General features: G+C 63.5%; 23 protein-coding genes. 8 read left to right on the top strand and 15 right to left on the bottom strand.

Annotation, left to right across the window (positions count from 1 at the left end):
* Positions 1–282: 282 nt before the first annotated feature.
* Positions 283–1695, bottom strand: a complete 1413-nt coding sequence (locus tag ACMDCR_RS20695; protein ID WP_413988424.1) for an FAD-binding oxidoreductase — start codon at positions 1693–1695, stop codon at positions 283–285.
* A gap of 153 nt (positions 1696–1848) precedes the next feature.
* Between ACMDCR_RS20695 and ACMDCR_RS20700 the strand changes: the two genes are divergently transcribed.
* On the top strand, positions 1849–2367 hold the full coding sequence (locus ACMDCR_RS20700) for a thioesterase family protein (protein ID WP_413988425.1): 519 nt from the start codon (positions 1849–1851) through the stop codon (positions 2365–2367).
* On the opposite strand, the gene ACMDCR_RS20705 is transcribed toward ACMDCR_RS20700, so the two are convergent.
* The gene (locus ACMDCR_RS20705) at positions 2354–3160 is read right to left on the bottom strand and encodes a DUF817 domain-containing protein (protein WP_413993682.1); all 807 of its coding nucleotides are present in this window, start codon (positions 3158–3160) and stop codon (positions 2354–2356) included. The genes ACMDCR_RS20700 and ACMDCR_RS20705 overlap by 14 nt on opposite strands.
* A 154-nt stretch (positions 3161–3314) precedes the next feature.
* The gene (locus tag ACMDCR_RS20710) at positions 3315–3953 is read right to left on the bottom strand and encodes a LysE family translocator (protein ID WP_413988426.1); all 639 of its coding nucleotides are present in this window, start codon (positions 3951–3953) and stop codon (positions 3315–3317) included.
* Between the two features lie 266 nt (positions 3954–4219).
* Between ACMDCR_RS20710 and ACMDCR_RS20715 the strand changes: the two genes are divergently transcribed.
* Positions 4220–6580 (top strand): ATP-dependent helicase, encoded by a 2361-nt coding sequence (locus tag ACMDCR_RS20715; RefSeq protein WP_413988427.1) that lies wholly within the window; start codon positions 4220–4222, stop codon positions 6578–6580.
* A gap of 41 nt (positions 6581–6621) precedes the next feature.
* Here the strand turns inward: ACMDCR_RS20715 and ACMDCR_RS20720 are convergent, their stop codons facing one another.
* Positions 6622–7332 carry a CBS domain-containing protein gene (locus tag ACMDCR_RS20720; protein ID WP_413988428.1) on the bottom strand — a complete coding sequence of 237 codons (711 nt, stop codon included), beginning with the start codon at positions 7330–7332 and terminating at the stop codon, positions 6622–6624.
* Positions 7333–7394: 62 nt separating this feature from the next.
* Positions 7395–7877 (bottom strand): MarR family winged helix-turn-helix transcriptional regulator, encoded by a 483-nt coding sequence (locus tag ACMDCR_RS20725; protein WP_413988429.1) that lies wholly within the window; start codon positions 7875–7877, stop codon positions 7395–7397.
* A gap of 237 nt (positions 7878–8114) precedes the next feature.
* Between ACMDCR_RS20725 and ACMDCR_RS20730 the strand changes: the two genes are divergently transcribed.
* Positions 8115–8876, top strand: coding sequence for an SDR family NAD(P)-dependent oxidoreductase (locus ACMDCR_RS20730; RefSeq protein WP_413988430.1), 762 nt, complete (start codon positions 8115–8117; stop codon positions 8874–8876).
* Positions 8877–8989: 113 nt separating this feature from the next.
* Here the strand turns inward: ACMDCR_RS20730 and ACMDCR_RS20735 are convergent, their stop codons facing one another.
* Both ACMDCR_RS20735 and ACMDCR_RS20740 read right to left on the bottom strand, forming a co-directional pair.
* Complete coding sequence (locus ACMDCR_RS20735; protein WP_413988431.1) at positions 8990–10258, bottom strand: cytochrome P450; 1269 nt, start codon at positions 10256–10258, stop codon at positions 8990–8992.
* Between the two features lie 9 nt (positions 10259–10267).
* On the bottom strand, positions 10268–10543 hold the full coding sequence (locus ACMDCR_RS20740; RefSeq protein WP_413988432.1) for a hypothetical protein: 276 nt from the start codon (positions 10541–10543) through the stop codon (positions 10268–10270).
* Between ACMDCR_RS20740 and ACMDCR_RS20745 the strand changes: the two genes are divergently transcribed.
* From ACMDCR_RS20745 to ACMDCR_RS20760, 4 genes are all read left to right on the top strand, one after another.
* On the top strand, positions 10542–10937 hold the full coding sequence (locus ACMDCR_RS20745) for a VOC family protein (protein ID WP_413988433.1): 396 nt from the start codon (positions 10542–10544) through the stop codon (positions 10935–10937). The genes ACMDCR_RS20740 and ACMDCR_RS20745 overlap by 2 nt on opposite strands.
* A 190-nt stretch (positions 10938–11127) precedes the next feature.
* Positions 11128–12297, top strand: a complete 1170-nt coding sequence (locus tag ACMDCR_RS20750; protein WP_413988434.1) for an aminotransferase — start codon at positions 11128–11130, stop codon at positions 12295–12297.
* A gap of 53 nt (positions 12298–12350) precedes the next feature.
* Entirely contained in the window at positions 12351–13274 is a 924-nt protein-coding gene (locus ACMDCR_RS20755) for a 50S ribosomal protein L11 methyltransferase (protein WP_413988435.1), read from the top strand.
* Positions 13275–13370: 96 nt separating this feature from the next.
* Positions 13371–15182, top strand: coding sequence for an aminopeptidase P family protein (locus ACMDCR_RS20760; RefSeq protein ID WP_413988436.1), 1812 nt, complete (start codon positions 13371–13373; stop codon positions 15180–15182).
* A gap of 75 nt (positions 15183–15257) precedes the next feature.
* On the opposite strand, the gene ACMDCR_RS20765 is transcribed toward ACMDCR_RS20760, so the two are convergent.
* The 6 genes from ACMDCR_RS20765 to ACMDCR_RS20790 all read right to left on the bottom strand — a co-directional run bounded on the left by ACMDCR_RS20765 (position 15258) and on the right by ACMDCR_RS20790 (position 20769).
* Positions 15258–15560 carry an AzlD family protein gene (locus tag ACMDCR_RS20765; RefSeq protein WP_413988437.1) on the bottom strand — a complete coding sequence of 101 codons (303 nt, stop codon included), beginning with the start codon at positions 15558–15560 and terminating at the stop codon, positions 15258–15260.
* A complete protein-coding gene (locus ACMDCR_RS20770) occupies positions 15550–16272 on the bottom strand; it encodes an AzlC family ABC transporter permease (protein WP_413988438.1) in 723 nt (240 codons plus the stop codon). The genes ACMDCR_RS20765 and ACMDCR_RS20770 overlap by 11 nt, the downstream gene beginning before the upstream one ends.
* A 299-nt stretch (positions 16273–16571) precedes the next feature.
* A complete protein-coding gene (locus ACMDCR_RS20775) occupies positions 16572–17432 on the bottom strand; it encodes a helix-turn-helix domain-containing protein (protein WP_413988439.1) in 861 nt (286 codons plus the stop codon).
* A 224-nt stretch (positions 17433–17656) separates the two neighbouring features.
* Positions 17657–18145, bottom strand: a complete 489-nt coding sequence (locus ACMDCR_RS20780; RefSeq protein WP_413988440.1) for a DUF3828 domain-containing protein — start codon at positions 18143–18145, stop codon at positions 17657–17659.
* The gene (ligA, locus tag ACMDCR_RS20785) at positions 18129–20267 is read right to left on the bottom strand and encodes an NAD-dependent DNA ligase LigA (protein ID WP_413988441.1); all 2139 of its coding nucleotides are present in this window, start codon (positions 20265–20267) and stop codon (positions 18129–18131) included. Before ligA ends, ACMDCR_RS20780 begins: the two co-directional genes overlap by 17 nt.
* Positions 20268–20337: 70 nt before the next feature.
* On the bottom strand, positions 20338–20769 hold the full coding sequence (locus ACMDCR_RS20790) for an REP-associated tyrosine transposase (protein ID WP_413993683.1): 432 nt from the start codon (positions 20767–20769) through the stop codon (positions 20338–20340).
* Here ACMDCR_RS20790 and ACMDCR_RS20795 point away from each other — a divergent pair.
* On the top strand, positions 20683–20991 hold the full coding sequence (locus ACMDCR_RS20795) for a hypothetical protein (protein ID WP_413993824.1): 309 nt from the start codon (positions 20683–20685) through the stop codon (positions 20989–20991). The genes ACMDCR_RS20790 and ACMDCR_RS20795 overlap by 87 nt on opposite strands.
* On the opposite strand, the gene recN is transcribed toward ACMDCR_RS20795, so the two are convergent.
* Positions 20965–22656, bottom strand: coding sequence for a DNA repair protein RecN (recN, locus tag ACMDCR_RS20800; RefSeq protein WP_413988442.1), 1692 nt, complete (start codon positions 22654–22656; stop codon positions 20965–20967). The two genes, ACMDCR_RS20795 and recN, sit on opposite strands and share 27 nt — an antisense overlap.
* A 288-nt stretch (positions 22657–22944) precedes the next feature.
* Positions 22945–23811, bottom strand: a complete 867-nt coding sequence (locus ACMDCR_RS20805; protein WP_413988443.1) for an outer membrane protein assembly factor BamD — start codon at positions 23809–23811, stop codon at positions 22945–22947.
* Positions 23812–23947: the final 136 nt, after the last annotated feature.

Here is a 23947-nt window from a genome sequence, read left to right on the forward strand (position 1 = left end):
AGAGTGCCAATGACAGGACAGAATTTGCGGCAGGCGGGTGTTTATAGGGAGAACACCCGCCTGTTGCATGTCCAGCCCATGGAAATGATGAGGACACCCTTTCAAAGGGTTGGCTGTGGGGTCGGTCCTACTGAATCCAGGGGCTGGTTCGTTCGCCCCCTGTAAGCGACTGATCTGTCATGCCGGCGGACCCATGCCTGCGGACCGAAGGCCCGGGGATGCCAGGCGCCATCCGGTTTCCCCGCGTTGCGGACTTCGTAGAACCGCTCATCCCCCGCCAACTCAATCCGGAAAGATCTTCCCCGGGTTCATGATACCCTTGGGATCGAGCGCCTGCTTGATCGCCCTCATGGCGGCGAGCGCCGCTTCGCCGTGCTCTGCCTTGAGATATTTGCGCTTGCCCTGTCCCACCCCATGCTCGCCGGTGCAGGTTCCCCCCATGGCAAGGGCGCGCGTCACCATGCGTTCCAGGAAGGCCTCGCATGCCCTTACTTCTCGGGGATCATCGACGTCGATGATCGGCTGGACATGGAAATTGCCGTCGCCGACATGGCCCACGATGGGGGCGATCAATCCGGTCTCGTCGATGTCGCGGCGCGTCTCGGCCACGCATTCGGCCAGACGCGACAGCGGCACGCAGACATCGGTCGCCACGCTCCGTCCGCCCGGCCTCAGGGCAGCGCCCGACCAGTAGGCGTTGTGACGGGCGGTCCAAAGCTTGGTGCGCTCCTCCGGCTTGGTGGCCCAGGAGAAAGGGCCGCCGCCACAGTCTGCTGCAATCTCGCCGAAACGCTCCGCCTGCTCGGCAACGCCCGCCTCGCTGCCGTGGAATTCCAGGAACAACATCGGCGTCTCCGGCAGGTCGAGGCCGGAATAGGCGTTGGCCGCCTTCACCATCAGGGCATCGAGCAATTCGATGCGCGCCACCGCGAGGCCCGACTGGATGGTCGCGATCACGGCATCGCAGGCCGCTTTCTCGGTGGCGAAGGGGCAGATCCCGGCGCTGATCGCCTCGGGAATGCCATGCAGGCGCAAGGTCACTTCGGTGATGACCCCGAGCGTGCCTTCCGAACCGACAAGAAGGCGCGTCAGATCGTAGCCGGCCGAACTCTTCTTGGCCCGGCTCGCGGTGGCGATGATCTCGCCATTGGCGAGCACGGCGCGCAACGACAGGACATTGTCCTTCATCGTGCCGTAGCGCACCGCATTGGTGCCGGAGGCACGCGTGGCCGCCATGCCGCCGATCGAGGCATCGGCGCCGGGATCGATGGGGAAGAACAGGCCCTGGTCGCGCAGGTAGTCGTTGAGCTGCTTGCGGGTGACGCCTGGCTGCACCACGGCGTCGAGATCCTCGGCATGCACGGCGACGATCGCATTCATGCGGCTGGTGTCGATGCTGATGCCGCCCTCCGGCGCGTTCACGTGCCCTTCGAGGCCGGTACCGGTGCCGTAGGGAATGACGGGCACGTCATGGTCGGCGCACACGCGCACGATCTCGGCAACCTCGGCCTCACTTTCAGGAAAGACCACGCCATCGGGCGCCTGCGGCGGCAGCCAGGTCAGGACGCTGGCATGCTGATCGCGCAGCGCCTGGCCGGTCGAAAACCGAGATCCGAAACGCGTAGCGAGCCGGTCGTATACTAATCCAAGGTCATCGGCTGTGTACCGCCGGGCATTTTCGCCAGAATCAACCATATTATGCTGCTTTTTCTTGAGGTATTGTTCATTTTGCATACACTGAGTTCAGAGGCCAGCGCGAGGGTCTGCTCTCAACCAGGGTCAGGAGTGCCAATATCGGTTGCAGGCCCGCGTGATCCCAAAAAGAAAATCTGTTGCGTGGGAGCGAAAATGTTTGACACCAATAAGCTACCAGCACTGTTCTTTGCGCCTTTCGTCTCCTCCTCCATGCGCATAGAGCCGCACTGGATCGATTATAACGGCCATCTGAACATGGCCTATTATCATGTCCTGTTCGACAACGCGCTCGGCGAAGCGCTGTCGCTTGTCGGTTTGGGCGAAGACTATATCGAGCAGCGTGGCATGTCCTTCTTCACTGGAGAAGTCCATGTCATCTACAAGCGTGAACTGCATCTCGACGATCCCGTGCGCGTGCGCCTCCAACTCGTCGGCTACGACGAGAAGCGCCTGCATATCTACGAAGAGTTGTGCCACGCGACCGAAGGCTGGGTCTCGGCCACCTGTGAGCTGATCTCGCTCAATATTGATCTGGCGACCCGGCGCGTCGCCCCCTTCCCAGGCGACATCATCGACAATCTCGCAGAAATGCGTTCCTCGCATGGCTATCTGCCGACGCCCGAGATCATCGGCAGCGCCATCCGCCGGCCGGCGCCGATCAACCGGCAATAAGTTTGCCGAGCGGGCGACGCAGCAATACGGGCCTGTGCACCAGCGAAACCAGCACGAAGCTGACGATCATCAGAAGATACCAGGCGCCGAGCTTGCCGAAGGAGACGAGCGCAAAGCCGCGATGCTGGTTCGGATAGATCCAGACCTGGCTGAAGGTGCCGATATTTTCGGCAATCCAGATGAACAGCGCCACCAGGAAGAAGCCGAGCAGCAGCGGCATCGAGCGCCGCTCGCGATCCACCGTGAAATAGATCTGTGTGTTCCGGAACAGCCAGGCAATCCAGGCGAACAGCCCGAGGCGGATATCCGGCAGGAAATGATGGGTGAAGAAATTCACATAGATCAGTCCGGCCAGAAGAAGCGTCCAGCGCATGCGGGGATAGGCGCTGTAATGGAAATCGAAGAGCCTCGCGGCACGGGCGATATAGCTGCCGACCGCCGAATAGAGAAAGCCGGAGAAGAGCGGCACCAGGCCGATTTTCAGCACGCTTGCCTCCGGATAGGCCCAGGAGCCGACGGAGGTCTTGTAGATCTCCATGATCGTGCCAACGACATGGAAGACGGCGATCACCGCCGCCTCCTCCCAGGTTTCGAGCTTCAGGACCAGCAGCAGACCCTGGATGCCGAATGCGGCGAAGACCAGGAAGTCGTAGCGGCTGAGCCAGGGCTGCGCCGGATAATAGAAGCGCGTTGCAAGGATGAGGGCCAGGAACGAGCCGCCGAACAGGCAAGCCGAAGCCTGCTTGAGGCCGAACAGCCAGAATTCACGGAGGAAGAGCTGGAAGAATGCCATGCCCAAGGCTGACGCCCTGGCGTGCACCCCTGATGCAGGACGAATGTTCCAAGTGTGGAAATGCCGCTTACGCCGCCGATGGAGCGAGGTCGAAATAGCTATTCCGGCAAACTCTTAAACTATCCATGATGCCGACCGGAGGTCGCCAGTCCATTTACCCTCGCGCCGAAACCAGGCCGCGCGCGCCGTCGAACAGCGACTTCGCGCCGAAGCCCACGAAGGCTACGCCGACGACACGCGTCACCCACACGCCATAGCGAGCGAAAAAGCGCCGCACGGGCGTAAGGCCGATAGCGACAAAGAGGATGAGATCCGCCGCCACGAAGCCGAGGAAGGCGCTGGCGATCAGGGCCGGCGTCTCGCCCCAGGTGATGGCCGAGCCATAGGGCGCCACCAGCGCGCCGAAGGTGGCGAAGGCTACCGGATAGGATTTCGGATTGGTGAGACCGAACAGCACGCCGTTCAGAAGCGGCCTGTCGGCGCCGATCACCGCCGCCTTGCCATCCTTGCGCATCGTTATCGCCCGCACGCCCATATAGATCAGGTAGACGCCGCAGCAGATGCCGAGGATGTCGAACAGCACCGGCCCGATCTGGCTGACCCCGACGATCGCCGCCAGTGCCGCCACCGACCAGGTGACATCGCCGACCAGATGTCCGGTCATGAACCAGGCCCCCGGCCGTCGCCCCTTGGCCGCACCGAGGGTGAACAGGGCAAGGAAGGCCGGGCCTGGCGCGATCGTGTAGATGAAGCCAGCGAGGAAGGTTGCGAACAGGAGCGACAGGCTGATCATGGGAGGAGAATCCGAAGGCGGGGTGACGCATTGCTGCATGGAAGGGCAGGAAGCGCAAGCTGGGAGCGCGGACGTTCTCGTCCGCCCTTGAAACGGGAGCGCTGCAAGCAAAAAGGAAAGCGTTCAGGAAAGCGTCCCGTGCTTCATTCGTGGACCGAACTACTTCAACGGCGGACGAGACGTCCGCCCTCCCAGGCTTCCAAAACTCGACGCAGCCCCCCATCTAAGCCATTATCCGCCATCCGAGAATCACGCGAAAGCGCACCTTGTCCGACGAGCGTTCCCCTTCCCTCGCCCACCAGCCGGCCGCCGGCGGCATTGCCGCGCGCGCAATGGCCGCGGCGAGGCCCGCCACCTATCTGCAGGGTCTCAACCCCGAGCAGCGCGCGGCGGTGGAGACACTCGATGGACCCGTCCTGGTGCTGGCCGGCGCCGGCACGGGCAAGACACGGGTGCTCACCACGCGCATCGCCCACATCCTTGCCACCGGCCGGGCCGCGCCCCACCAGATTCTGGCGGTGACATTCACGAACAAGGCGGCGCGCGAGATGCGCGAGCGCATCGGCGTGCTGATCGGCCAGAGCGTCGAGGGCATGCCCTGGCTCGGCACCTTCCACGCTATCGGCGTGAAGATCCTGCGCCGCCATGCCGAACTGGTCGACCTCAAGTCCAATTTTACCATCCTCGATACCGACGACCAGGTTCGCCTGATGAAACAGGTGATCGAGGCTGCCGGTATCGACGAGAAGCGCTGGCCCGCCCGTCAGCTCGCCAATGCCATCGATAGCTGGAAGAACCGCGGCCTTGCGCCCGCCCAGGTACCGGCCGGCGAGGCGATGTCCTTCGCCAATGGCAAGGGCGGCGAACTCTATGCTGCGTACCAGGCCCGCCTGAAGACGCTGAACGCCGCCGATTTCGGCGACCTGCTGCTCGAATGCATCCGCCTCTTCCGCGAGAACCCCGGCGTGCTCGCCGAATATCATCGCCGCTTCCGCTTCATGCTGGTGGACGAATACCAGGACACTAATGTCGCCCAATATCTTTGGTTGCGCCTACTCTCGCAGGCACCGGCAGGTGATAAAGTAAATCTATGTTGCGTTGGCGACGACGACCAGTCGATCTACGGATGGCGAGGGGCAGAAGTAGATAATATATTACGGTTTGAAAAGGATTTTCAGAATTCTACGGTAATTAGACTAGAACGCAACTATCGATCAACTGGCCACATCCTGGGCGCTGCCGGTCATCTCATCGCCCGCAACGAAGGCCGCCTCGGCAAGACGCTGTTCACCGACGATGTGGAAGGGGAGCGCGTCACCGTTGCGGGCGCCTGGGATTCCGGTGAGGAAGCCCGCGCCATCGGTGACGAGATCGAGACGCTGCAGCGCAAGGGCCATGCCCTCAACGACATCGCCATCCTTGTGCGCGCTTCCTTCCAGATGCGCGAATTCGAAGACCGCTTCGTCACGCTCGGCCTGCCCTATCGCGTCATCGGCGGCCCGCGCTTCTATGAGCGCGCAGAGATCCGCGATGCGCTGGCCTATTTCCGCGCAACCATGCAGCCGGCCGACGATCTTGCCTTCGAGCGCATCGTCAACGTTCCCAAGCGCGGCCTCGGCGATGCCACCGTGCAGATCCTTCACGACTATGCCCGCCACAACACCGTGCCGATGATGCAGGCTGCCCGCGTGCTGGTGGAGACGGAGGAGCTTAAGCCAAAGCCCCGGCAGACCCTGCGCGACCTGATGACCTCCTTCGCGCGCTGGGCAGCGCAAAGCGAGGTCCTGGGTCACCAGGAGCTTGCCGAATTGATCCTGGAGGAATCCGGCTACACCGACATGTGGCAGAAGGATCGCACCGCCGAGGCCGCCGGGAGGCTCGAGAACCTCAAGGAACTCGTACGCTCCATGGAGAGCTTCGAGAACATGGCCGGCTTCCTCGAGCACATCTCGCTGGTGATGGATGCCAGCGAGGAAGGTGCCAGCGAGGACAAGGTCTCGATCCTCACCCTGCACGGCGCCAAGGGCCTCGAATACGACACCGTCTTCCTGCCCGGCTGGGAGGAGGGCCTGTTCCCGCACCAGCGCTCGCTTGACGAGAATGGCCGGGCGGGCCTCGAGGAAGAGCGGCGCCTGGCCTATGTCGGCCTCACCCGCGCCCGCCGCCGGGCTAAGGTATGGTTCGCCTCCAACCGCCGCATCCACGGCCTCTGGCAGGCGACGATGCCCTCGCGTTTCGTCGACGAGCTGCCGGCCGCCCATGTCGATGTGGTCGAGCCTTCCGGCTCCTACTCCTCCGGCGGCGCCTTCGCCATGAGCCGCTTCGACAAGGCCCAGCCCTTCGCCGGCTCGACCTATTCGACGCCGGGCTGGCAGCGCGCCCGTGAGAACATGGCCTCCGGCTTCAAGGCGACTCAGCCCCCGCCGCGCCGCGAGCCGCTGACCATCGAGGGTGAACTCGTCGCCCGCTCCACCGGCGCGGCCTCGGTGCACAAGGTTGGCGACCGCGTATTCCATGTGAAATTTGGCTACGGGGACGTCGCAGAGATCGACGGCAACAAGCTCACCGTGGATTTCGACAAGGCCGGCCGCAAGCGCGTGGTGGACTCATTCGTCGCTGCCGCCTGAGGCGTCCTTCCCTGCATCGTTTTTCGTCCGACCTGGACGCATCAGCTCTGGCTGGGAACGACAACTGCGCCGGAAAGCGGTTCTATCAGGATCAGCTCGTTCCTCACGGACTTGACGCCGGCGACGTTCTCAGCGGCGACTTGCGCGGCCCTGCTGGCATCGGCATTGAAGACTGTCCCACCCAACGTGACGACGCCGTCGCGTACGCCAAGTTGTATGTTGCTTTGATAGCCCCAGCGCTGGTGTGTCAGCTCGGCGAGAATGGCTGCCTCGATCTCGCTGTCCCCGACCGTCGCGCCGTCCTGGGGCAGGGTCCGCTCCAGCGCCCGCATGAAATCCGAACGGGCGAAGATGCCGACGAGCTTACCGTCGAGAACAACGGGCAGCCGCTTCACCTTGTACTCCGTCATGAGATCCGCCGCCTCGGCAAGCGAGGCGTCCGGTCGGATCGTCACAACTGCCCGCGTCATCACCTCGCCGACCGTGCGGCCTCGCGTGCGGATATAGTCCTGAGCTGCCTTGCCGGGACGGGCGACCAGGTCCTGCAACCAGGACCGGCCGGTGCCCTGCGTCTCGATCTCGCAGCGCCGGACGAAATCGCCTTCGGTAACGATACCGACAAAGCCTCCGTTTGCGTCGACGACCGGCAGCCCGCTGATCCGATAAGCGATCATCAGCCGCAATGCATCTTTGATCGACGCGGCCGGGTCGATCGACAGCACCGATTTCGTCATGACATCTTCGACCAACATGGTGTCCTCCACCTTCAGTCTGCCCTGGTAAGAACGCCCCGTGCGAGCAGTTCCGCGGGGTGTCACATGCGTCTTGATTCCAACTCGGCGACCGTTTCCGATTGCTCGGCTCGGGCCGCTGCCTCCTCGATGACGCCGAATACTCGCAAAGTTGCCTCGAGATCCTCGAGGCTGACGCTGCCGAGCACCTGCTCGCGCAGCGTCACCAGTTCCTGCTCGATCAGAACAGTAAGTGCCCTGCCCTTACGGGTCAGGAACAGCATCTTGGCACGACGATCCTGCGGATCCTCGCGGCGCTCCACGAGACCGGCTTCACAGAGCTGGTCGAGCAGACGCACCAGCGAGGGTCCTTCCAGGCCGACGGCCTCGGCAAGCGCCACCTGACGCACGCCGTCGCCCATCCGGCTTATGGTCAGGAAGGGAACGGCGGCCGCCTCCATGATGCCGTGCGGGCCCACCACGTCACGTGCCAGGCGACGCCAATGGCGCCCAATCTGGTTCATGGTGTTCGTGAGCTTGCGGCGAACGGCGTCAAGGTCAGTCATGACATTTAGATAGCATCCTAATTAATAGTATGCAATCTAAATTTTGCGCCACCAAGGCTTGCGGGTCGGCAAAGACGGGCCCGGCTCCAGAGCACCGACGAGGATCTCCGGTCCTGGAAACCTCCCTTCCCGCATCCCGATTGCAGTTGCGAACTTTTGACTTGGCGTTGGCGCTGTTTGCGCGAATGATGGCATTGGTCTGAACAATCCCAACACCAATAGTCAAAGGAAACGTCCATGCAACTCGATCTTGCAGGCAAGGGTGTGCTGGTCACGGGCGCGAGCACGGGCATCGGCGCCGCCGTGGCCAAGGCCTTCGCGGCGGAAGGCGCCCTCGTTGCCGCGCATTACAATTCGAGCGAGACCGAGGCTAGGGAGGTCGAGAGTGCCATCAAGGCGAAAGGCGGCAAGGTCTGGCTGATCCGCGGGGACCTCGGCAAGGAAGGCGAAGCCAGGCGCGTGGTCGAGGAAGCGGTGAAACTGCTTGGACGGCTCGACGTGCTCGTCAACAATGCGGGGTCGCTGATCGCCCGGAAGCCATTTCTCGAGCTGGACCGCGACCTTTACGACAAGGTTTTCAACCTGAATGTCGCAGCCGTAATTGAGGGTACGCAAGCTGCAATCCCGCATCTGGAGAAGCAGGGCGGTGGGGCCATCGTCAATCTCGGCTCGATCGCCGGCAACAATGGCGGCGCGCCGGGCTCGGCCATCTATGCCGCCGCTAAATCCGCCATCCACAATCTGACGCGCCATATGGCGACCGATCTGGGAGCGAAGAACATCCGCGCCAACGCCATCGCGCCCGGGGTGATCACCACCCCCTTCCACGCCTCGACCCCACCCGAGCGGCTGGAGTTCGTGCGCAAGAGCACTGTGCTCGGGCGCCTGGGCACGGCGGAGGAATGCGCCGGCGCGGTGCTGTTCCTGGCTTCGAATGCGGCGGCTGGTTATATCACCGGCCAGATCCTGCATATCAATGGCGGACAGTTGATGCCGTAGGTGGGGCACGGACGTCCCTTCGACACGCATAAATGCGTGTCGAACGATCCGCTCTTGGAAACGTGTCAGCAAAGAGAAGAGCGGGCCCCTGGAGGCCGCCTTCTCTTGCAGCCCTACCGGTTCGAGAGCGGCCGAGGACGTCGGCGCTCCCAGCGCACCTCCAGCGCCTTCAGCCCATGAAAATGATAGGTGTCGCCATAAAACGGCACGCCTTCCAGCCTCAGTTCCGGCAGGCGCTCGAACAGGATCGGCACGGCCACCTCGAGTTCCAGCCTCGCCAGCGGGGCGCCCACGCAGAAATGGATGCCGCCGCCGAAGCTGACATGCGGCGGACGTTCGCGGCTCGGCAGGAAACGTTCGGGTTCCGCGAAGCGGGCTGGATCGTGGTTGGCGGCGCCGAGCAGCAGGCCGACCTGCTCGCCCTTGCGAAGGCTCGCAGGCCCCAGCGTGACATCCTCCAGCGCATAGCGCTTGAACATGTGAAGCGGCGGATCGAAGCGCAGCATCTCCTCCACGAGCCCCTCCCCACCGGTACGGACGGCAGACGCGTCGAGACCGGCCTGCAGGATCGCCTTCACGCCATTGCCGATGGCGTGCACCGTCGCCTCGTGACCAGCGTTGAGGAGCAGGATGCAGGTGGAGATCAACTCGTCCTCGCTCAGCCGGTCGCCCTGCGCTTCGGCCGCGATCAGGTGGCTGATGAGATCATCGCGCGGAGCGGCCCGCCGCTCCTCGACATAGCCACGCAGGAAGGCACAGAATTCCTGTGCTGCGGCAACGGCTTGATCCTCGATGCTACGTGTGCGGTTGAACTGATACATCGCCACCATGCGGTGCGACCAGTCGAGCAGCTGGGGCGCCATGCCAGCGGGAACGCCGAGCAACTCCGCAATGAGGATCACCGGAATAGGCGTGGCGAAGGCCTCGATCAGGTCGACCCTGCCCTCCGGCTCGAACCGATCGATCAACTCATGCGCGAGCGCGGCGATGCGCGGGCGCAACCGCTCGATCTGCCGGGAAACGAAGGCGCGGTTCACCAGCGTGCGCAGGAGGGTGTGCACCGGTGGCTCGCGCTCCAGCATGGAATGGGCGTCGACCGCATCGAACGGAGCGAGATGGGCCTGCGGCTCCAGCCAGCCAAGTTCCTGGCGCGTCGCCACATGCAGGATCTCGCGCCCGAAGCGCTTGTCGCGGAAGAGATCGAAGACGAGTTGGTGGGACGCTGCGCACCAGCAGCCATATTCCTCCCAGAAGAACAGCGGCGCGGCCTCTCGGATAGCCCGATAGGCCGCATAGGGATCCTGCACGAAGACGGGATCGGCGGGACTGAGGGCTACGCGCGAACGGGAAGCGTCGATCTTAAGGCTCGGAGGCAGGGGCATTCGGAAAGGCTAGGAGATTCCCGGCGCCGTGTCATCGCCGTGAAAGCGATCTGCAGGAGAAGTTGAATTCAGCGATGGGCCGGTGCCAGCCAAGCGCGCAAGTACATCTTGATCGGCAGCGACCATGCCGAACTCGTGGCGCAAAGCCGGGAGTACGATTGACTCGCCACCGGGCGAATGCTGCAACTTGGATTTCGGGAAGCCGATCTCGTCATAATCCTGCAGCGGACAAAAGGGAGGACGAGATGAGTGCATTGCAAATGTCTCGCAAAAGGGAAAACCCATGCTGGACCACATATTTCTAACGGTAAGCGATATCGGCCGCTCAATCGCCTTCTATGAGGCCGTGCTTCCGCATGTCGGTATGACGATTCGCCATGATTACGACGGCAAGGACGGGCCGGCTGGACATCCCGATCTGAAGGGTTTTGGTGCGGATGGTCGAATACCCTTTTGGCTCAGGCATGGCACCCCTGCTCCCGGTGCTGTCCATGTGGGCTTTGTCGCTCATTCCGAAGCTGAGGTACGAAACGCCCATGAAGCTGCGTTACAGGCCGGTGCCACGAACAAGATCACGCCGGGACCGCAGGCCTATTACGATCCCCGCTATTTCGCAGGGCAAGTAACCGATCCTGACGGCTATACGCTGGAATTCGTCTACAAGCCTTGGCAGCACTGATTGTCGTAAACCCTGAAGCAAAGGGCGTTCAAGCGCAGTCAAGTTTTGCTCTAACACTTTGTTTCGACGCGTCTTTGCGCTTCCTGCCGATTCCGCCAAATCACAAGACGCTATCGCCCATTGAGCTCCCTCTGGCGAATGCCTTCCACAAGCCCTTGCCAGCCCGGCACGCGGCGGGCAAAAAAGTGCCATGAGCACCCGTCCCGCAATCAACCCCAATCTCATCGACACCGCCACGCCGCCCATCCCGGAGGCTCAGGCCTGGGCCCGGGCCTATGACGGGGCCGCCGGCCCGCTGATCGATCTCTCGCAGGCCGTGCCCGGCTATCCGCCGCACGCCGAGTTCCTGGAACACCTCAGCCGCAATGCCGGCGAGGCGGCGACGGCGAGCTACGGCCCGATTGAGGGCGACACGGCCTTGCGCCAAGCCTATGCGGAGCATGTCTCCAGCCTGTATGGTGGGCCTGTCGACTGGCGCGATGTCGCCATCACCACTGGCTGCAACCAGGCCTTCTTCATCGCAGCCCTTGCCACCGCCAAGGCTGGCGACTCGATCCTGCTGCCAAGCCCCTGGTACTTCAACCACAAGATGGCGCTCGACATGCTCGGCATCGAGGCGCGGGCGCTGGCCTGCCCACCCGAGAGCGGATTCGTGCCGGATGTCGAGAGCGCGGCTGAGTTGATCGACGCCACCACGCGGGCGATCGTTCTGGTCACGCCCAACAATCCAACCGGCGCGGTGTACCCTCCGCAGACCATCGAAACCTTCGCCCGCCTTTGCCGCGAGCGCGGCCTCTTCCTCATTCTCGACGAGACCTATCGGGACTTCATCGCCGAACGCCCGCACGATCTCATCGCTTCAGGCGATTACGCCAACACGCTGATCTATCTCTATTCCTTCTCCAAGAGCTACTGCATTCCCGGCCATCGCCTCGGCGCTCTTGTCGCGTCGCAGACCGCCCAAACGCAGATCGGCAAGATCCTCGATACGCTGCAGATCTGCGCGCCGCGCGCGGCGCAGGGCCCCGTTGCCTGGGCCATCGACGGGCTCGCCGACTGGCGCGAGGCCAACAGGCAGGAGATCGCCCGGCGCACCGATGCCTTCCGTACCGCCTTCCAGGGGCTCAATGGCTGGAAGGTCGATTCCATGGGCGCCTATTTCGCCTTCCTGCGCCATCCCTTTCCCGGGCGGCCCGCGGCGGCAGTGGCGAAGGAACTTGTCGAGAGGGCCGGTGTGCTCTGCTTGCCCGGCCCCTATTTCGGCCCGGGCCAGGAAGGTCATATGCGGGTTGCCTTCGCCAATGCCGGCGTAGAGCAGTTACGGGCGTTGAGGGAGAGGTTTTCGCGATTTCCAGGTTAGCGCGACTCGCCTTTTCCATTGCCCTTCCGCGCCCGTCGCGATAGCCAAGCAGCATGCTCGAAGGTCTTCACCCCAACAATCCCACCCATGTCGCCCGTATCGTCACCGACGAGATGCGGGCGCGCCGCATCGCCGATTTGCTCGGCGAGAGCTTCGATCCAACCGAGACGGCCATCGCCGCCTTCGAGAGGGAAGACGGCACGGCCAAGCCCCCCTGGCTGGTCGAGGTGTATTTCCGCTCTGCGCCCAATGAAGACTCTGTCAGGGACCTGATCGCCCTTGCGGCAGGCCCCGATATGGACGTCACCTTCGACAGTTTCGATGACAAGGATTGGGTCGCCGCTTCGCTGGAGGGCCTTGCACCCGTGCGTGCCGGCCGCTTCACCGTGCATGGCAGTCACGACCGGGCGGCGGTTCCCGGCAATACAATCGGCATCGAGATCGAGGCGGCCCTCGCCTTCGGCACCGGTCATCACGGCACCACCCGCGGCTGCCTGCTCGCCCTCGACGATCTCCTCAAGCGCCGGCGCCCCAGCCGCCCGCTCGACATCGGCACAGGCACCGGTGTGCTCGCCATCGCTGTCGCCAGGGCGCTGCATCTGCGCGTGCTGGCCTCCGATATCGATCCCGTCGCCATTGCCACCGCGCGCAACAATATCCGCTTCAACAAGGCGGGCGCCTATGTGCAGAGCTTCGTCGCGCGCGGCACGACGGCCCGCGCCATACAGGCGAACAAGCCCTTCGATCTCGTCTTCGCCAACATCCTGATGGGCCCGTTGGTGCGCCTTGCCGCGCCGATGAGCCGGCTGCTCGCCCCGGGCGCCACCGTAATCCTCTCCGGCCTCCTGCATGCCCATGCCAATGCTGCGCTCGCGGCGTATCGCATGCAGGGTCTGCATCTTATCCGCCGCATCAGGCTTGATGAATGGACGACGCTGGTGCTGTCCTATGGCGGAGGCAAGCCGAGGAAGGTTTGACTGGGAGCGCGGACTTCCAGTCCGCGCTTCCTTGCAGGCAGACGACATCGTTTCCAAGAGCGGACGGGACGTTCGCGCTCCCAGGGATATCAACCAATGCCTTTTCAGTCCTTTTATGAAGTTTCCCAGCCCTCTCTCGGCCCCGCCCGTATCAAGGCCCTGCGCGACAAGCTCGGCGAACTTGGGCTGGACGGTTTCGTGGTTCCCCGTTCAGACGAGCACCAGAACGAATATTGCCCGCCTTCGGAGGAGCGTCTCTCCTGGCTCACCGGCTTCGCAGGCTCGGCCGGCATCGCCATCATCCTGAAGGACCAGGCGTCGATCTTCGTGGATGGCCGCTACACAGTGCAGGTGCGCGAGCAGGTCGACACCAGCCTGATCACGCCGCGCCATCTCATCGACGAGCCACCGGAAAAGTGGCTGGGCGAGGTGCTGAAGCCGGGCCAGAAGCTCGGCTATGACCCCCACCTTCAATCAATGAATGAGGTTGAACGCCTTCGTGCCGCCTGCGAGAAAGCTGGCGCAAACCTCGTTCAGGTGAAGGAAAATCCTATCGATGCGATCTGGAAGGACCGCCCGGCGCCTCCGCTGGCACCAATAGTGCTGCACGATGTGGCTCTCGCCGGCGAGGACTCCGGCTCGAAGATCGGGAGGCTCCAGGCCAAGCTGCGCGAGCAGAAGGTCGATGCCGTCTTCACCAATGACGCCCATGCTGCCGCCTGGCTCTTCAATATCCGCGGCGGCGACGTCTCCCACACGCCCCTGCCCCTCTCCTATGCCCTGGTGCCGGCCGAGGGCCAGCCGACCCTGTTTGCCGATGGCCGCAAGCTCTCCAACGCCGTGCGCGACGACCTCTCTCACCACATGGCCATCGCCGAGCCGCGCCAGATCGAGGCCGTGCTCGCCGAGACGGTGAAGGGTAAGACGGTTCGGCTCGATCCCAACATGGTGGTGGAGCATTTCGCCACCCTGGTCGAACGCGCGGGCGGAAAGATCCAGAAAGGCGGCGATCCCGTGGCGCTGCTGCGCGCCGTCAAGAACGAGGCCGAGCGGGCCGGCACCCGCGCCGCCCATATCCGCGACGGCGTCGCCTTCGTGAATTTTCTCGCCTGGTTCGACCGCACGGTGCCTGATGGCCAGGAGACCGAGATCTCGGTGGCAGAGGCGCTGGAGCGCTGCCGCAGCGAGACGGGTGTGCTCAAGGATCTTTCCTTCCCCTCGATCTCGGCCGCCGGGCCCAATGCGGCCATTCCCCATTACCGCGTCAGCCATGCCTCGAACCTTCCTGTCAGCTCCGGCCTCTATCTCATTGATTCCGGCGCTCAATATGTCGACGGCACCACCGACATCACTCGCACCATTGCGGTGGGCGATGTGACGCCGCTGATGAAGGACCGCTATACCCGCGTGCTCAAGGGCCACATCGCCATCGCGACGGCCCGCTTCCCGAAAGGCGCAGCGGGCTCGCAACTCGACAGCTTCGCCCGCGCGGCCTTGTGGAAAATCGGCGCCGATTTCGACCACGGCACCGGCCACGGCGTTGGCTCCTATCTCTCGGTGCATGAGGGCCCGCAGCGCATCTCCAAGCTTGGTACCACGCCGCTGGAGCCGGGCATGATCCTCTCCAATGAGCCAGGCTATTACCGCGCGGGCGAGTTCGGCATCCGTACCGAGAACCTCGTGCTGGTCGAGGAGATCGAGATCGAGGGTGCCGAGCGCACCATGTATGGCTTCGAGACCGTCACCATCGCGCCGATCGATATGCGGCCGATCGAAGTCTCGCTGCTGACGAAGAGCGAGATCGATTGGCTCAACGCCTATCACGCACGGGTTTATGAGACGATCGCCCCGCTGGTCGACGACGCGGAGCGCGCTTGGCTCGAGCGGGCAACGGCGAAGATCGGGTAGCTGGGGGGGCGGGTCTTCAGACCCGCCTGCCCTGCTTCTTTTCGCATCGGGCGGATTTGAAGACCGGCCCCCACATCAAGGCATCGCCATTCGCAGCAGCACCACGCTGACGACTCCGATCACAATCGTCACCAGCAGCGGCAAGCGCGTCGCGGAGATACCGGCGATCACCGTTGCCGTGGTCTCGGCTGGGCCGGTGGCGAGGGCGACGGGTGCGATCACCGAGACCAGCACGGCGGCGGGAATGGCGTCGAAAGCAGCCTTGGGGCGTCCCGCCAGCTTCAGACGGCCAGAGAGGAAGATGCCGGCGATACGGGTGCCGTAGGTCACCAGCGCCATGACGAGAATGGCGGCGGCGACGTTGAGGTTAAGCGACATGAAGAGCCTCCTCGCCGTCGTGCCTGCCGGTGGCCTCCGGCTTGGCCGCGAGATAGGCGGCCGCGATACCGGCCAGGGCGCCGGCAGGCACATGCCAGGGTGCGCCGACCCTCACATAGACGAGCGCGGCAACGGTGGCACTGGCCAGGATCGTGGCGGCGGTGGCGCGCCCTTCCCAGAAGCCGGCGATCAGGCCTATGAACAGCGCGGTGAAGGCGAAGTCGGCGCCGTAGCGGGCGGGATCGCCGAGAAGCTGGCCGACGAGGCTGCCAGCCGTGCTCCACACCAACCAGTTCAGGTAGAAAAAGATCGCCATCGAGAAATAATAGAGCGGCGTCAAAGCCGTCTGGGTGGCACGCCGTTCGGACATCGCCCAGATCTCGTCGGCCAGGAAGAAGAAGCCCAGGAAGCGCTGGGCGGGCGAGAACAGCCTCGTCTTCGGCGTCAGCGAGGCCCCCATCAGGATGTGGCGGCAGTTGATCAGCAGCGTGCCGAAGGCGAGCGTCAGGATCGGCACGGGCTGTGCCCATTGCTCCAGCGCCGAGAACTGTGCGCTTCCGGCAAAGACGCTTGTCGACATCAGAGCGACTTCCGCCGGCGACAGGCCCTTCGACACGGCAATGGCGCCGAACAGGAAACCGATCGGCACGGCAGCAAGAGCCGGCGGAGCGATATCGATCAGGGCGGAACGGACTTCGGATCGGACAGGCAAGATGGGGCTCCTGGTAGAGCCGCCTGATTAGGCGCATCGCGATGCGGGGTCTTGGACAAAAGTTGCAATGTGATGTGAGGCGCTACCGGCCGCGACGTTCCTGGAACTGCAAGCGTCTCGCCCATGGATGCTCACTTTGTTAGAAGAGGCGCGCCAAACGCGGAGTGGCGATCTCCGATCGCCATCATTCTTGCAACAAACGCACCGTTTCCAAGATTGTCGATCGGAGATCGACACTCCAATTCCGCGCCTCGCCCTGGGTACGATGTCTCCGTGCCGGTCTGGAGACCGGCTCACCGTTACTGCGCCCGAAAAGCCCCGGGGGTCACGCCCATGCGGGCCTTGAACACCCGGTTCAAATGGCTCTGGTCGCAGAAACCGCAGGCGGCGGCGACTTCCGCTGGACCTTCGCCGACGGCGAGCAGGCGGCGGGCGGCACGGTAGCGTCGGTCGAGCAGATAAGCGTGGGGCGTGGTGCCCATCGCCTTACGGAAGGAGCGCACCAAATGGCTGCGGTTGAGCCCGGCCACCTGTGCCAGTTCGTCCAGCGCAACGTCGCGGTCGAAATGCTGGTCCAGATGGTCCCGCGCCTTGGCGATCGGCCCGCTCTCATTGCCGAGCTTGATAGGCTCTCCCAGGCCGCCCCAGCGTCCCAGCATGGCCGAGAAGAAGCGCTCGAGCAGCGTGTCGCGCTCAAGCAGCGTCACCTCGCTATCCCTGAGCGCGACCTGCAGCTTCGCCAGCTCACCGGCGAGTTCGGGATCATGCACCACCGAACGGTCGAACCACGGGGTGCCCGACACGGGCTTGCCGAACGCATCCTCGGCGATGGCGCGCATCAGGTCGACCGTGGGATAGAGCACGCGGTAGACGAAGCCGCGGTCCAGCGGCTCGCCATCATGCAATTCGTCCGGGCAGACCACCGCGAAGCTGCCGGGATGAGCGTAGTTGCGCACGCCGCGATGGTTGAAGACCTCACAGCCGTCAAGCACGGCGGCAATGGCGTAGGTCTCGTGGGTGTGCGGCACATAGCGGTGCTGGCGGAAGGTGGCGCTCAGGCATTCCAACCCGTCATAACGCTGCTCGCGCCAGAACCGAACGGCGTCTCCCCTTTCGGCGGCATCCTCAAGCGTGGTGAAGGCGGTGGATTGCGGCTGCATGCCCTCAAGATAATGCAGCCGGCAACCCATTGCTTGGACGAAAGTTGCATCCACGGAAAAAACAGAACACGCGCGTCGTCATTCCGGCCGCAGCGCAGCGAAGAGCCGGAATCCACCAACACAATCCTCAAAGGGCAGCGTTCATGGATTCCGGAGCTCCCTCTGGTCGTCCGGAGCGACGAAACCGTTCGTTCCATCCTCATGAATTCGACGGAGGACCCTGGCTATTTCAGCGACAGGATCTGACGCAGCGACCAAGCGTCCTCGCCACCGCCCGGCTTCGATATGTTGAAGACGCGCCACTGGCCGCCTTCCTTTACGAGATCGTAGAGCAGTTCGTCACGCTTGGGATCGTAGGTGTTGAAGCTCACCTTCACCTGCGCCTTGTCGCCCTGCACTTGCAGGGGCTCGATCTTCAAATCCTTGATCATCGGATCCTGAGAGTCACTCACCGGATCGAAATCGAGAGCCCCGACATCGCCCGACTTGGCGGACTCGTCGTTATCCTTCTTCACCGCTGCAGCGAGATCCTTGCTGAGATATTTCGCGCGCAGCTTGGCATTGTCGATGATGTCGAGGCCCTTGGTGGTGGGCGTCTTGCCGGAATAGATCTGCTGCACCACCGCCTCGGGCGTCGCCTCGGCGGCAAGCGCCGGCGCGGCAAGACCCAGCGCCAGCATCAGGCCGAGGGTAAGTTTATGGTTCCTGGTCATTTGCTTTGTTCCCTGCTCCATTCACGAGCTCGAACCATTCATCCTCATTAATCACGCGCACGCCGTGCTTTTGCGCATCCGCCAGTTTAGAGCCGGCGCCGGGACCGGCGACGACGAGGTCCGTCTTCTTCGACACCGAGCCGGAGACCTTGGCGCCGAGACGGTCCGCCATGGCCTTGGCCTCGTCGCGGCTCATGCGCTCCAGCGAGCCGGTAAAGACCACGGTCTTGCCGGCAACCGGGCTTTCGGCCCGGGGTTTTTCAGCGTCGATGATGCGGACTTCCGCCGTCAGGCGTTCGAGGATGGCAAGGTTATGCGCTTCGCCGAAATAGGCGCCGATCGCCTCCACCACCGTCTCGCCAATCTGATCGATGGCGTCCATCTCGGCCGCCGCCTCAGCGTCCTTGGCGGCGATACGCAACGCCGCCTGTTCGAAAGCCTGCCAGGAGCCGTAGGCCCGGGCGAGCTGGCGGGCCGTGGTTTCGCCGACGTGGCGGATACCGAGCGCATAGAGGAAGCGCTCCAGCGCGATGTCACGGCGGGCATCGATGGCGGCGAAGAGATTGCGGGAGCTGGTTTCGCCAAAGCCTTCTCGATCCCTGAGTTTCTTCAGATTCTGCTTGTCGCGCGCCGCCAAGGTGAAGATGTCGCCGGGCTCGCGGATCGCCAGTTCGGCGTCCTCGAAGAAGAAGGCGATCTGCTTCTCGCCGAGGCCCTCGATATCGAAGGCACGGCGGGACACGAAATGGCGCAGATGCTCGATCTTCTGGAAAGGGCAGGCGAATTCGCCCGAGCAACGGCGCACAGCGCCTTCCCCGCCAGTGACGGTCTCTTCGCGCACTACCGGCGTCTGCAGCGAGCAAGGGCAGAGCGCCGGGAAGACAAAGGGTACGGCCTCGGCCGGACGCTTCTCCAGCACAGGTCCCAGGATCTGCGGAATGACGTCGCCGGCGCGCTGCACGATGACGGTATCGCCCACGCGTATGTCTTTGCGGGCGATCTCGTCCTCATTGTGCAGCGTCGCGTTGGAGACCACCACACCGCCCACTGTGACGGGCTGAAGCTTGGCCACCGGCGTCAGCGCGCCGGTGCGGCCGACCTGGATCTCGATGTCGCGCAGAATGGTCGTGGCCTTCTCGGCGGGAAATTTGTGCGCGGTGGCCCAGCGAGGCGAGCGCGAGACGAAGCCGAGGCGCTGCTGCAGGTCGAGCCGGTCGACCTTGTAGACTACGCCGTCGATGTCATACCCCAGGCTCGCGCGCTGATCCTCGATCATGTGGTAGTGCCTGAGCAAGTCCTCGACACCGTGGCAACGCACCATCAGCGGATTGACGGTGAAGCCCCAGTCGGCAAAGGCCTGGACCACGCCGAACTGCGTGTCGGAGGGCAGCGCGCTCACATCGCCCCAGGCATAGGCGAAGAAATGCAGGGGACGGCTCGCGGTGATCGAGGCATCGAGCTGGCGCAGCGATCCGGCGGCGGCATTGCGCGGATTGGCGAAAAGCGGCTTGCCCGCCGCAGCCTGGCGCTCATTCATGGCATTGAAGTCGCTATGGCGCATATAGACTTCACCCCGCACCTCGAATCGATCCGGCACCTTGCCCTTCAGCGTGTTGGGCACGTCGCCGATGGTGCGGACATTGTTGGTGACATCCTCGCCCTCGGCACCGTCGCCGCGCGTCGCCGCCACCACCAGCTTGCCGTCCTCGTAGCGCAATGAGCAGGACAAACCGTCGATCTTGGGCTCGGCGGTGATGACCACATCATCTCCCTCTCCAAGTCCAAGGAAACGGCGGATGCGGCCGACGAACTCCTCGACATCCGCGTCCAGAAAGCTGTTGGAAAGCGACAGCATCGGCACACGGTGGCGAACCTTGGCGAATTTCTCCGACGGCGCCGCGCCGACCTTGTTGGAAAGGCTGTCCGCCGTCTTGAGCTGTGGGAACTTCTGCTCGATGGCACCGTAGCGCAGGCGAAGCGCATCATACTCGGCATCGGAGATGACAGGCGCATCATCCTGGAAATAGGCCTGCTCCGCTTCCAGAAGCCTGGCGGTCAATGCCCCATAGTCGCGAAGGGCTTCCTCGAGCGTGAGTTCGGAGACGGGCTTTGCGTTAATCATGGGGATGCTTTACCGGCACATATTGGGGGGCGGGCCTTCAGACCCGGCTCTTTGACGCCACGCACGAAGATCAGGGCAGCACGGATCGCCCCGTCTTCTTCCGGAATGCACTTGACCATCGCCAATCGGAGGGTTGCTGGCACAAGCCCGCTTGGGCGGGGTTACGTTCGATATAGTCGATGGTCCGGCTCATCTGCTCCTCATTGCGCATGTAGCGATCAAAGTAGTCAGGTTGCCAGAAGGCCCCCTTCCTTGCCATAAGGCGATTAGCCTTCGCCGCACTATATGCCTTCCACGACTTTACAACATCTGCGAGACGGCACCCGTTGAGTGCTTCAAAAAGTACATGAACATGGTTGGGCATAATACACCGAGCCCAGAGCCTGTATCGGTCTCGATCGAAGGCCGGCAATGCTTGTTCGACGACATTAGCTACACCCGGATTGCTCAGCCAGCACGCGCCGTATCCCTTGTCGAGCATCCTCTGCACCCGACAGCGCATTTCCACCGGCGGTTCATGCCGATGTACGGCATGCGCCGGAAGGCTGTCCGCGAGCCGGAAGGTTATGAATTGCATGATCTCAGGAGAATCGAAGCGCGGAAGACCATGGGGCTGGTGCCAACCGCGATGCGATCTACCCTCATCGGTGTTACAATTTGCGTCGGCGATGTCGTTTGCGGCCTCAGCCATTTACTGTCAGACCTGCGATCTGGCCGGGTCTGAAGACCTGCCCCCCAGCAGCCGATCCGCAGCCGCTCTTGCCTCCTCGGTCACATGGGCACCGGCGAGCATGCGGGCGATTTCCTCCCGGCGCCGCACGACATCCAGCGACGAGACGCGCGTGGCGACCTTTTCCTTGCCCTGGGCTTCCTTGGCGATAAGGAAGTGGGTGGAGGCGCGGGCGGCGACCTGCGGGGCATGGGTCACATTGATGACCTGCACGCGCTCGGCAAGCCGCGCCAGCCTCTGGCCGATCGCGTCGGCGACCGCGCCGCCGACTCCTGAGTCGATCTCGTCGAACACCAAGGTGGGGGCCGAGCCACGATCGGCCAGCGCCACCTTCAGGGCCAGCATGAAACGGGAGAGTTCGCCCCCTGAAGCGACCTTCATCATCGGGCCGGGACGCGTGCCGGGATTGGTCTGCACCCAGAATTCGACGCGGTCGAAGCCATCGGGCGAAGCCAGGGTCTTGTCGCTGTCGACATTGGTGGAAAACCTGGCGCGCTCCAGCTTGAGCGGGCCAAGCTCGCCATTGACGGCCTTGTCGAGATGGCCGGCCGTGGCCTGACGCTTCTGCGAGAGGGTGGCAGCCTCGGCCTCATAGGCCTGTCGGGCAGCACGGTCCGACTCCTCCAGCGCCTTAAGCTGACCCTCTCCCTCGTCGAGCGCCGCGAGATCGGCCGCATAACGTTCAGCGAGGGCGGGAAGCCCCTCGACCATGACATCATATTTGCGGCTGGCGGCCCGCAGGGCGAACAGGCGTTCTTCCAGCCTCTCCAACTCGGCGGGATCGAAATTTGCCTCCTCCAGCGCGGTCTGCAAGGCGATGCGTGCCTCCTCCAGCGCATTCAGGGCCTGGTCGAGCGAGGCGATGGCGGGCTCCACCAGACGTGGGGCCTGGGCACCACGCCGCTCGAGCCGGCGGATGATGGCGGCCAGCGCCGGGCCGGGCGAGTCATTGCCGCCGACTCCCTCATAGGCCTCCTTGAGGTCGACGGCGATCTTCTCGGCCTGCATCATCAGCGCGCGACGCTCGGCCAGCACCTCTTCCTCTCCGGGCTGGACGTCGAGTTTCGAGAGTTCGTCAACCGAATGGCGCAGCCAGTCTCCTTCCGCCCTCGCCTTTTCGAGGCGCGCACGATGCTGGGCCAGGGTCTGCGTCGCCTTGCGCCAGGCCGCATGCCTGGCGGCAACGCTGTCCGCCAGATCTTCAAGGCCGCCGAAGGCGTCGAGCAGGGCGCGATGCGAAGCGGGATCGGTCAAGGCTCGGTCGTCGTGCTGGCCATGGATTTCCACCAGCGCCGCGCCGGCGGCGCGCAACACCTGCACGCTGACGGGCTGGTCATTGATGAAGGCGCGGGTGCGGCCGTCGGCCATCTGCACGCGACGCAGGATGAGGTCGCCGTCATCTTGTATGTCGTTGGCCTTCAGCACGGTCCGGGCAGGATGATCGACGGCGATGTCGAACACGGCCGTCACCTGCCCCTGGCTCTGGCCGTGACGGACGAGCGTGCCGTCGCCGCGCCCGCCAAGCGCCAGGGAAAAGGCATCGAGCAGGATCGATTTGCCGGCGCCCGTCTCTCCCGTCAGCACCGAAAGCCCCGAGATGAATTCGAGGTCGAGCCGGTCAATCAGGACGATATCGCGAATGGCGAGCTGGACGAGCATGCGGTCTTATATCGTTCTTGGCGCTGCGCCGCATGCCAAAAGAGCGCGTCGCACACAAGGAAAAGGCCGGTCTCGCGACCTAATGCGGTTCACTTAAGCGAGAACGAGTTCGCGCTACTTTTGTCATTGCCAGGCTTGTCCCGGCAATCCAATGCGGAACCATGTCGTCGACGGTATGGCTGGGTACCCGGGTCAAGCCCGGGTACGACAAAATTGAGCATTTTCCGGCTTAGGTGAACCGCATTAGGTCTCGCGACCGGCCTTTTCAACAAACCGAGACGGAGGCGCTCAGAGAGTGATGGCGTTGCGGAAGGTGCGGCTCAGCCAGGAATCGGTGTCCTCGCGCGGCTCGAGGCCATGCGACTTCACAAGCGAATAGGCATCCTTGTACCACTGGCTGTCCGGGTAGTTATGGCCGAGAATGGCGGCAGCCGTCTGCGCCTCGCTGCTGAGGCCCAGCGCCATGTAGCACTCGGTCAGGCGGCTCAGCGCTTCCTCGATCTGGCGGGTCTGCGCGTACTGCGCCACCACCGCCTTGTAGCGATTGACAGCGGCCGTGTAGTTTTCCTGCTTCTGGTAGTAGCGGCCGATTTCCATTTCCTTGCCGGCCAACTGATCCCTCACGACCTGGATCTTGAACTTGGCATCGTCGACATATTCCGACTTCGGATAGTCGGAGAGGATCATCTGGAAGCCGGCCAGGGCCTGGTTGGCGCGATCCTGGTCGCGCGTGATGTCCGGAATCTGCTTATATTGCGAATTGGCCCAGATATAGGTGGCGTAAGCCGCGTCCTTGTCCTTCGGCCACAGCGTCACATAACGGCGCGCAGCCGAGATGGCATCGTCATAATTGCCGGAGGAATAATTGGCATAGGCGCTCATGAGAACCGCCTTCTTCTGCCAATCCGTCTGCGGATATTGCTTGTCGAGCGAGTCGAAGCGCTTAATCGCCTTGGCGTAGTCGCCCCCCTTCATGGCTACGAGGCCCTGATTGTAGAGCAGGTCCGGCGGATCCGTCGCCTGGGTAGTGTAGACCGGATCGTCATCCCACAGGCCGCAGGCAGCCAGCGGGGTCGCCAGCATGGCGACCGCGAACACGCGGACCGCGAGCCGCGTCGCGATCGCGCGGGAAGACGAGAGGGAACGCAGCGGCATCACTCAAACCTCTACTTCGACGAAAACCGGCGTCGCAGCACGCTTCCGGTGGATGATCCCATCCATCAGATTCGCACCACAACGTTAACACTTCGTGGCTCGACCTTGGCAGGCAACCATGGCCGCTCCATGGCGG

It is taken from the genome of Labrys okinawensis (assembly GCF_047345005.1).
GTDB lineage: Bacteria > Pseudomonadota > Alphaproteobacteria > Rhizobiales > Labraceae > Labrys > Labrys okinawensis.